Annotated in this window: 9 protein-coding genes; 2 read left to right on the forward strand and 7 right to left on the reverse strand. The window is 71.8% G+C overall.

What is annotated here, in order from left to right:
* The first annotated feature begins 23 nt into the window (after positions 1-23).
* Entirely contained in the window at positions 24-239 is a 216-nt protein-coding gene (locus tag ACZ62B_RS24475) for a dodecin (RefSeq protein ID WP_073935241.1), read from the forward strand.
* A 24-nt stretch (positions 240-263) separates the two neighbouring features.
* Here ACZ62B_RS24475 and ACZ62B_RS24480 read toward each other — a convergent pair whose 3' ends face one another.
* From ACZ62B_RS24480 to ACZ62B_RS24510, 7 genes are all read right to left on the reverse strand, one after another.
* Positions 264-755 carry a phosphatase domain-containing protein gene (locus ACZ62B_RS24480; protein WP_344556960.1) on the reverse strand — a complete coding sequence of 164 codons (492 nt, stop codon included), beginning with the start codon at positions 753-755 and terminating at the stop codon, positions 264-266.
* 436 nt (positions 756-1,191) lie between these two features.
* Positions 1,192-2,151, reverse strand: a complete 960-nt coding sequence (locus tag ACZ62B_RS24485; RefSeq protein WP_344556959.1) for a PRC and DUF2382 domain-containing protein — start codon at positions 2,149-2,151, stop codon at positions 1,192-1,194.
* A gap of 103 nt (positions 2,152-2,254) precedes the next feature.
* Positions 2,255-3,055, reverse strand: coding sequence for a lysophospholipid acyltransferase family protein (locus tag ACZ62B_RS24490; protein ID WP_468886073.1), 801 nt, complete (start codon positions 3,053-3,055; stop codon positions 2,255-2,257).
* Positions 3,055-3,825 (reverse strand): GNAT family N-acetyltransferase, encoded by a 771-nt coding sequence (locus ACZ62B_RS24495; RefSeq protein WP_468886071.1) that lies wholly within the window; start codon positions 3,823-3,825, stop codon positions 3,055-3,057. The genes ACZ62B_RS24490 and ACZ62B_RS24495 overlap by 1 nt, the downstream gene beginning before the upstream one ends.
* A 302-nt stretch (positions 3,826-4,127) precedes the next feature.
* Positions 4,128-4,877, reverse strand: a complete 750-nt coding sequence (locus ACZ62B_RS24500; RefSeq protein ID WP_344556954.1) for a succinate dehydrogenase/fumarate reductase iron-sulfur subunit — start codon at positions 4,875-4,877, stop codon at positions 4,128-4,130.
* Positions 4,874-6,823 carry a fumarate reductase/succinate dehydrogenase flavoprotein subunit gene (locus tag ACZ62B_RS24505; RefSeq protein WP_468727761.1) on the reverse strand — a complete coding sequence of 650 codons (1,950 nt, stop codon included), beginning with the start codon at positions 6,821-6,823 and terminating at the stop codon, positions 4,874-4,876. The genes ACZ62B_RS24500 and ACZ62B_RS24505 overlap by 4 nt, the downstream gene beginning before the upstream one ends.
* 2 nt (positions 6,824-6,825) lie before the next feature.
* Complete coding sequence (locus ACZ62B_RS24510; protein WP_344556950.1) at positions 6,826-7,497, reverse strand: succinate dehydrogenase; 672 nt, start codon at positions 7,495-7,497, stop codon at positions 6,826-6,828.
* Positions 7,498-7,617: 120 nt separating this feature from the next.
* Between ACZ62B_RS24510 and ACZ62B_RS24515 the strand changes: the two genes are divergently transcribed.
* On the forward strand, positions 7,618-8,502 hold the full coding sequence (locus ACZ62B_RS24515) for a LysR family transcriptional regulator (RefSeq protein WP_344556948.1): 885 nt from the start codon (positions 7,618-7,620) through the stop codon (positions 8,500-8,502).
* Positions 8,503-8,631: the final 129 nt, after the last annotated feature.

An 8,631-nucleotide genomic window follows, 5' to 3' on the forward strand; every position in this document is an offset into this window, starting at 1 on the left:
AGTGAGGCGAGAGGAGCACTTGTATGTCGAATCACACCTACCGGGTCACGGAGATCGTCGGCACCTCGCCCGACGGCGTCGACCAGGCCGTACGCAACGGCATCGAACGCGCCTCGCAGACCCTGCGCAATCTGGACTGGTTCGAGGTGACCCAGGTGCGCGGCCAGATCGAGAACGGGCAGGTCGCACACTGGCAGGTGGGCCTGAAGGTCGGCTTCCGGCTGGAGGGGGCGGACTGAGCCCGAGTCCGGGCCCGGGCGGGGTCAGGTCCGGCCTTCGCGCTCCTGCGCGTCCTCCAGCTCGCCGGACGGGGCCGTCCAGCGGGCCTGTACGACGGTGAAGCCGGCCCGGCGGGCGTCCAGGCAGACCAGCTCGTCGTCGTCCACGAACACGCGGACGTCCCGGGTGCGGGCGAGGCGGCGCAGGACCGCCAGCTTGGTGTGGCGGGCCGGCCGGCGGTCGGCGTTGCCGCGCATGTGCACGTCCCCCTCGGGCAGTTCCTGGGCGGCGAGCCAGTCCAGCGTGTCGCGGCGGCAGCGCTCGGGGCGTCCGGTGAGGTAGACGATCTCGCACTCCCGCGCGCTCTTCCGGACCAGCGCGATGCCCTCGGCGAGCGGGGGGTCCTGCGGCGCGGCGGCGAAGAAGGCGTCCCAGTCACGGGGCCTGCGCTCCAGGAAGCGCTGCCGGTGCGCGGTGTCGGCGAGGGTGTTGTCGAGGTCGAACACGGCCAGCGGCAACTTGTTGCGATCGGTCACACGCCCGAGCCTAGACGCACGTACGTGCCCATGTGCGTGTCGCACCACCCACCACCACAGCCGCGGGCAGTGATACCGCCGTAGCTGCGGGCAGTCGTGCCTCCCCCAGTTCCTCAAAGGCCTGGGAGGTGCTCCCAGGGCGGTGGGGGTACCTCCCGCTCATGGGGGTCCCTCCCGCTCGAGCGAAGCCGAGAGTGGGGGAGGCACCCGGCAAGCGCCGGTGAGCGGTGTCGGTGCGGGCGGGAGGTGTCGCGCAGCCCGGTGCTCACGGGTGCCGTCGCGCCCACCCGTGCCGCCCTGCGGCACGACTGCCCGCGGAGAGCGAGCGGGTGCGCGGCCGCACGCGGAGGGTGGGGAGGCCAGTCGCGGTGGGTGGGGGGCGCGTGGCGGCGCGCCGGTGGTTGTCGCACCGGCGCGCCGCTGGGAGGGGGTGGGGTCACTCGCCGCGGCCCCGCTTGGGGACGTCACGGCCGCGGCGGCCGGACTTCTCGTCCATCTCCGTCTCGGCCTCGATGCGCTCCTTGCGGACCCGGCCGCGGACGGTCTCGTCAGCGGTCTTCTCCTCCGTGGTCATCCGGACCCGCTCGACCGGCACCGCCTCGGTCTCCACGACCGGGCGCTCCTCGTACAGCGTGACCTCGTGCTCGTCCTCCTTGAAGGCCGGGCCCGACATGGCATCGCCGCGGTTGGCGTCCGTGATCGGCTCACGCTCCACGCGGACTTCCTCGTGGCGCACCGGCACGGTCTGCTGGACCTCCTCCGTGACCACGTACTTGCGCAGCCTGGCCCGTCCGGCCTCGTGCCGCTCGACACCGACGCGCATGTGCTCCTCGGAGCGGGTCATGGCGTCGTCGCCGCGCCCTCGGGTCCGGGCCTCGCTCCGGCGGCCCGCGGTGCCCGCGGTTCCGGCCGCACCGGCCGCACCGGTCGTACCGGCCGCACCCGGCGCCGTCCGGGAGGCGTCGCCCCGACGGCCGGCCATGCCCGCCGCACCGGCCGCGCCGGCCGCTCCCGCCGTACCGGCGGTGCCCATACCAGGAGCCCGGTCGCGTTCGCCGGGCTCGGCCAGCACCGAGTCCCAGTCGATGCCGTAGTAGTCGTACAGACGGTGTTCCTCTTCCACCGACAGGTGGCCGCCCGCGTCGATGTCGACGTTGGGCGCGTCCTTGATCTTGTCCTTGCGGTAGGGGACCTCGAGGTGGTCCTTCACCAGGGCGGCGTCACGGATGGGGATGAACGACTCCTTGGAGCCGAACATGCCCGTTTTGACGGTCACCCACTCGGGGCGTCCGCTGGCGTCGTCCAGGAAGACGTGCTTCGCGTCGCCTACCTTGTTCCCGTCCCCGTCGTAGACGGGATGATCCAGCAGGATCGAGATCTCTTCGCGGGTGATCATCTTCCATCACCCTCCTTTCGAAGGTCGCCCCTCACGGGTTCTCCCGGATCGCCCACCGAAAACGGTACAAAAGCGATAAAAGGTGCTTAATTTTCCACAGTGCTCACCCGGGGCGACCGCCCTCGTGTCCCGCCACCGCCTCCGGCTGCGCCGCGCGCGCCAGGGCCCGGCGGTCGAGGTGGCTCCCCGGCGGGATGGGAGCCCGCACTTCGACCTCGGCGACCACGCCACGGGCCGACGCCACGCGCCACAGCGAGGCGAGGAGCGTGTCGTCGCCGACGAAGGCCGGCGCGGTGGCCGGGGTTCCGCGCACGCTCCGGTAGCTGATGCGCACCGGCTGCACCGGCACCCGGGCGTCCAGCGCCGCCTGGAAGACCGCGCGGCGGAAGTGCCCCCGGGCCAGGCCGCACCAGGTGCTGCCCTCCGGGAACGCCGCGACCGCCGCGCCGCCGCGCAGAATCCCGGCGAGCGCGGTGACCGTGCCGGGCAGGGCGCGCAGCCGGTCACGGTCGATGAACAGCACGCCGCCGCGCGCCGCCAGCGCCCCCGCCACGGGCCAGCGCCGTACCTCGGCCTTGGCCAGCATCCTGGCCGGACGGACCGCCGCGAGCAGCGGCACGTCCAGCCAGGAGATGTGGTTGGCGACGAGCAGCAGTCCGCCCGTGGGCACGGCGGTCCCGGCGATACGGACCCGGACCCCGGCGGCCCGCACGATCCACCGGCACCACCGGCGCACCGCGCCGGCCGGGATCCGCCGCCCGAGCGGGAGCAGCGCGATCCCGGCGAGGACCAGCAGGCCCACCGCCGCCAGCCGCAGCACCGCCAGCGGTACGGCCGCCGCGGACGCCGTCGGTTCCACACAGCCCCGCGGGGTGCAGGGCGCGCTCGGCAGCCAGACGCTCATCAGGCGGGGACGAGGGAGAGGAAGTGCCGCAGATAGCGGGGGTTGACCCGGTTCATCGGCAGCAGCACGTAGAGGTCGGCGACACCGAAGTCCACGTCGTGCGCGGGCTCGCCGCAGACCCAGGCGCCGAGCCGGAGGTAACCGCGCAGCAGGGCGGGCAGCTCACCGGGGGCGGCGGGTGCCGAGGTCCTCGGCACCCAGGGCAGCAGCGGGCGTACCCGGTACTCCTCCGGCGCGAGGTGCCCCGCCCGCACCCGGTCCCAGGTGGCGGAGGCGAGCGCGCCGCCGTCGGCGAGGGGGACGGAGCAGCAGCCTGCCAGCCAGGCGTGGCCGCGGTCGGTCATGTAGCGGGCGATGCCGGCCCAGATGAGCCCGATGACCGCCCCGTCACGGTGGTCGGGGTGCACACAGGAACGGCCGACCTCGACGAGGGACGGCCGTATGGCGTCGAGGGCCGACAAGTCGAACTCCCCCTCCGCGTACAGCCGTCCGGCGATCCCGGCGCGCTCCGGCGGCAGCAGCCGGTAGGTGCCGACGACCTGCCCGCTCACCTCCTCCCGCACCAGCAGGTGGTCGCAGTACGCGTCGAACGGATCGACGTCCAGCCCCGGCTGCGAGCCGGACAGCAGGGCGCCCATCTCCCCCGCGAAGACGTCGTACCGCAACCGCTGAGCGGCACGCACGTCCTCCTCGTCACGGGCGAGGGTGACGGTGTAGCGGGAGGGTGCGGTGGGCTTCGGGGGGTGGTCGACGGTCAGCACGCCGGTCATGGCTCTCTCCTGATCACGCGCCGGAGCGGGGGTGGGGACACCCCTGTTCTCCCGACCGGGGTTGGCGTGTACGTGACCGGAGCCGGGAGTACGGATGTGGAGATGCTGAATGCCAGGAACGAAAAGCGAGACGGGGCCAGGAAGAGCACCTCTCCTGACCCCGCCCGTCCGCACCTTCTCGGCGAACGTTCACTGAAGCGCCCCGACAGGGGCGCGGGGCTGTACCGATACGCGGCCGCGCCGCGTGGGCGCGATCGACCACGACGCGGCCGCACCCCGGCAACCGGCGTACCGAAGCGGCGCTACCGCTTGCTCACCTTGCGAGTGGCCCGCAACCACTCCTTGTTCATCCCGGTGATGGAGGTGAGCGGAATGCCCTTCGGGCAAGCGGTCGCGCACTCGCCGGCCAGCGTGCACCCCCCGAATCCCTCCTCGTCCATCTGCGCCACCATGTCCAGCACCCGCGTCTCCCGCTCGGGCGCCCCCTGCGGCAGCACATTGAGATGATTGACCTTCGCGGAGGTGAACAGCATCGCCGCCCCGTTGGGGCACGCCGCGACACACGCCCCGCACCCGATGCACTCCGCGTGCTCGAAGGCGAGATCCGCGTCCGGCTTCGGCACCGCCGTCGCATGGGCCTCCGGCGCGGCGCCCGTGGGCGCCGTGATGTAGCCACCGGCCTGGATGATCCGGTCGAAGGCGGACCGGTCGACCACCAGGTCCTTCACGACCGGGAAGGCGGACGCCCGCCACGGCTCGACGTCGATGGTGTCGCCGTCCTCGAAGGACCGCATGTGCAGCTGGCAGGTGGTGGTGCGCTCGGGCCCGTGGGCGTCGCCGTTGATGACGAGCGAGCAGGCGCCGCAGATGCCCTCGCGGCAGTCGTGGTCGAAGGCGACCGGGTCCTCGCCCTTGAGGATGAGCTCCTCGTTGAGGGTGTCGAGCATCTCCAGGAAGGACATGTCGGGTGAGATGCCGTCCACCTCGTACGTGGACATGGCGCCGTCGGCGTCGGCGTTCTTCTGCCGCCAGACGCGCAGGTTGAGCTTCATGCGTAGCTCCGCTGGGTGGGGTGGACGTACTCGAAGACCAGGTCTTCCTTGTGCAGGACCGGAGCCTCGCCGGTGCCGGTGAACTCCCAGGCGGCGGCGTAGGAGAACTCCTCGTCCCGGCGCGCGGCCTCGCCGTCGGGGGTCTGGGACTCCTCGCGGAAGTGGCCGCCGCAGGACTCGGAGCGGTGCAGCGCGTCGAGGCACATCAGCTCGGCGAGCTCCAGGTAGTCGACGATGCGGTTGGCCTTCTCCAGCGACTGGTTGAACTCCTCGCCGGTGCCGGGGACCTTGATGCGCCGCCAGAACTCCTCGCGGATCTGCGGGATCCGCTCCAGCGCCTTGCGCAGCCCGGAGTCGGTGCGGGCCATCCCGCAGAACTCCCACATGAGTTCGCCGACCTCGCGGTGGAAGGAGTCGGGGGTGCGGTCGCCGTCGACGGACAGCAGCAGGTTGAGCCGGTCCTCGGTCTCGGCCAGCACCTCCTGCACCGCCGGGTGTTCGTCGGTGACCTCCCCCTGGTGGGGGTTGCGGGCCAGGTAGTCGTTGACGGTCGCCGGGAGGACGAAGTAGCCGTCGGCCAGGCCCTGCATCAGCGCGGAGGCGCCGAGCCGGTTGGCGCCGTGGTCGGAGAAGTTGGCCTCGCCGACGGCGAACAGGCCGGGGATCGTGGTCTGGAGGTCGTAGTCGACCCACAGTCCGCCCATCGTGTAGTGCACGGCGGGGTAGATCCGCATGGGCACCTTGTACGGATCCTCGTCGGTGATCCGCTGGTACATGTCGAAGAGGTTGCCGTACTTGGCCTCGACGGCCTTCCGGCCCATCCGCTTGATGGCGTCGGCGAAGTCGAGGTAGACGCCCTGGCCGCCGGGGCCCACTCCCCTGCCCTCGTCGCACACGTTCTTCGCGGCGCGGGAGGCGATGTCGCGGGGGACGAGGTTGCCGAAGGAGGGGTAGACGCGCTCCAGGTAGTAGTCGCGCTCGTCCTCGGGGATCTGGTGGGCCGGGCGGGTGTCGCCCTTGGCCTTGGGCACCCAGATCCGGCCGTCGTTGCGCAGCGACTCGCTCATCAGCGTCAGCTTGGACTGGTGGTCGCCGGTGCGCGGGATGCAGGTGGGGTGGATCTGGGTGAAGCAGGGGTTGGCGAAGTAGGCGCCGCGCCGGTGCGCCCGCCACACGGCGGTCGCGTTGGAGTTCATGGCGTTGGTCGACAGGTAGAAGACGTTGCCGTAGCCACCGCTCGCCAGGACCACCGCGTCCGCGAAGTACGTGTCGATCTTCCCGGTGATCAGGTCCCGGGCGACGATGCCGCGGGCCCGGCCGTCGACGACGATCAGGTCGAGCATCTCGGTGCGCGGGTGCATCTCGACGTTGCCGGCGGCGATCTGCCTGCTGAGCGCCTGGTAGGCGCCGAGGAGGAGCTGCTGGCCCGTCTGGCCGCGGGCGTAGAAGGTGCGGGAGACCTGGACGCCGCCGAAGGAGCGGGTGTCGAGCAGTCCGCCGTACTCGCGGGCGAAGGGCACGCCCTGGGCCACGCACTGGTCGATGATCTCCACGGAGATCTGTGCGAGACGGTGCACGTTGGACTCGCGGGAGCGGAAGTCGCCGCCCTTGACGGTGTCGTAGAACAGCCGGTGGACCGAGTCGCCGTCGTTGCGGTAGTTCTTGGCCGCGTTGATGCCGCCCTGCGCGGCGATGGAGTGGGCGCGGCGCGGGGAGTCCTGGTAGCAGAACTGGACGACGCGGTAGCCCTGTTCGGCGAGGGTGGCGCCGGCGGAGCCGCCCGCGAGGCCGGTGCCGACGACGATGACGGTCTTGCCGCGCCGGTTGGCGGGGTTGACCAGCTTGGCCTCGAAGCGGCGCTTGTCCCACCGCTCGTGGACCGGTCCCGCGGGGGCCTTGGTGTCGGTGACCGGCTCGCCGGTCGCGTACTCGGTGTAGGAAGTCATGGTCAGCTCACCACTCCGGTCATGACGCCCACGGGTACGGCGAGGAAGCCGGCCGTGAGCAGCAGCGCGAGGGCATTGGCGGTGGTCTTGAGGGCGTGGTCGCGGGTGCGGCTGCCGACGCCGAGGGTCTGGGCGGCGCTCCAGAAGCCGTGCCGGACGTGCAGGCCGACGGCGAGCATCGCGACGATGTAGATGACGTTGCCGTACCAGGTGGAGAAGGTGTCCACGACGTTCTGGTAGGGCTTGCCGGTCTCGAAGCCGCCGGAGTGCACGGTGCCGGTGGTCAGGTCGAGGAGGTGCCAGACGATGAACAGGGCGAGGATGATGCCGCCCCAGCGCATGGTGCGCGTGGCGTAGCTCGCCCGCGCCTTCTTGTGCACGTACTTGCTGGGGCGCGCCTTGATGTCCCGGCGGCTGAGCTGGTAGGCGGAGACGGCGTGGGCGATCACGGCGACGACGAGGACGACGCGGATGATCCACAGCGTCCACTCGTAGTGCATGAACGGTTCGCCGACGGTGCGCAGCCAGTGGGCGTAGTGGTTGAACTCGCCCGCACCGAAGAAGATCTTCAGGTTCCCGATCATGTGGGCGACCAGGTAGAGCAGCATGACGATGCCGCTGACCGCCATCACCGTCTTCTTGCCGACGGTCGAGTCCCACACGGTGCGTGCCATGGACGGCCGTCGGTCCGTCCGCGTTGCCAGAGCCATGTCACCAGACGCTAGGGCCGGAGGGCCTCATCGGTCCAAGACATGGTGCGGCTCGTTTCGATAGAGCCAGCCTATGATGAGGCCATGCAGTTCCAGCAGCTCCAGTACTTCGTGACCGTCGCCGAGACCCGGCACTTCACCCGGGCCGCGGAACTGGTCCACGTCGCGCAGCCGTCACTGTCGCAGCAGATCAAGGCGCTGGAGCGGGAGCTGGGGGCGGATCTGTTCCGGCGGGCGCGCGGGAACATCACGCTGACCGACGCGGGCGAGGCGCTGCTGCCGCTGGCCCGGCGGATCCTCGCCGACGCGGACACCGCCCGGCACGAGGTGCAGGAGGTGGCGCAGCTGCGCAGCGGGCGGGTGCGGCTGGGGGCGACGCCGAGCCTGTGCACCGGGCTGCTGCCGGACGTGCTGCGCGCCTTCCACGACCGGTATCCGGGCGTACGGCTGTTGATCGAGGAGGGTGGTTCGCACGATCTGGTACGGGAGCTGGCGCGGGGTGCGCTGGATCTCGCCCTGGTGGTGCTGCCGCTGCCGACGCCCTCCCCCGCGCTCACCACGGTGGAGCTGCTGCGCGAGGACCTGGTGGTCGTCTCCTCCCCGGACGTCCCGCGGCCGGGACGGGGCCGGCGCACCGTGCGCGTCGCCGATCTGGAGGGCGAACGGCTGGTGATGTTCCGGCACGGCTACGACCTGCGCGAGCTGACCGTGGCGGCGTGCCGGGCGGAGGGGTTCGAGCCGGAGTTCGCGGTGGAGGGCGGGGAGATGGACGCGGTGCTGGGGTTCGTGCGGGCGGGGCTGGGGGTGGCGGTGGTGCCGCGGATGGTGGCGGCGCGGTCGGGGCACGGGCTGCGGGTCACTCCGCTGGCGCGGCCGGGACTGTACCGGGCCATCGCCCTGGCCCATCGCAGTGATGTGGCCCCGCCCCGTGCGGCCCGCGAGCTGCAGCGGATGCTGCTGGAACGCTGACGCGGGTGTGTGGGCGTGGGTTTTCTCGCCCCCGCCGCCCCTTCCCGTCCCGTCCCGGGGGGGGGGGGGGGGGGGGGGAACCCACCCCCCCCCCCCCCCCCCCCCCCCCCGGCAGAAGGGAAAAACAGC

This window comes from Streptomyces sp. NPDC053426, from assembly GCF_055585405.1.

Coding starts and splice junctions, on each gene's coding strand:
- ACZ62B_RS24475 (WP_073935241.1), top strand. CDS start 24: ATGTCGAATCACACCTACCGGGTCACGGAGATCGTCGGCACCTCGCCC.
- ACZ62B_RS24505 (WP_468727761.1), bottom strand. CDS start 6,823: ATGACTTCCTACACCGAGTACGCGACCGGCGAGCCGGTCACCGACACC.
- ACZ62B_RS24495 (WP_468886071.1), bottom strand. CDS start 3,825: ATGACCGGCGTGCTGACCGTCGACCACCCCCCGAAGCCCACCGCACCC.
- ACZ62B_RS24490 (WP_468886073.1), bottom strand. CDS start 3,055: ATGAGCGTCTGGCTGCCGAGCGCGCCCTGCACCCCGCGGGGCTGTGTG.
- ACZ62B_RS24510 (WP_344556950.1), bottom strand. CDS start 7,497: ATGGCACGCACCGTGTGGGACTCGACCGTCGGCAAGAAGACGGTGATG.
- ACZ62B_RS24515 (WP_344556948.1), top strand. CDS start 7,618: ATGCAGTTCCAGCAGCTCCAGTACTTCGTGACCGTCGCCGAGACCCGG.
- ACZ62B_RS24500 (WP_344556954.1), bottom strand. CDS start 4,877: ATGAAGCTCAACCTGCGCGTCTGGCGGCAGAAGAACGCCGACGCCGAC.
- ACZ62B_RS24485 (WP_344556959.1), bottom strand. CDS start 2,151: ATGATCACCCGCGAAGAGATCTCGATCCTGCTGGATCATCCCGTCTAC.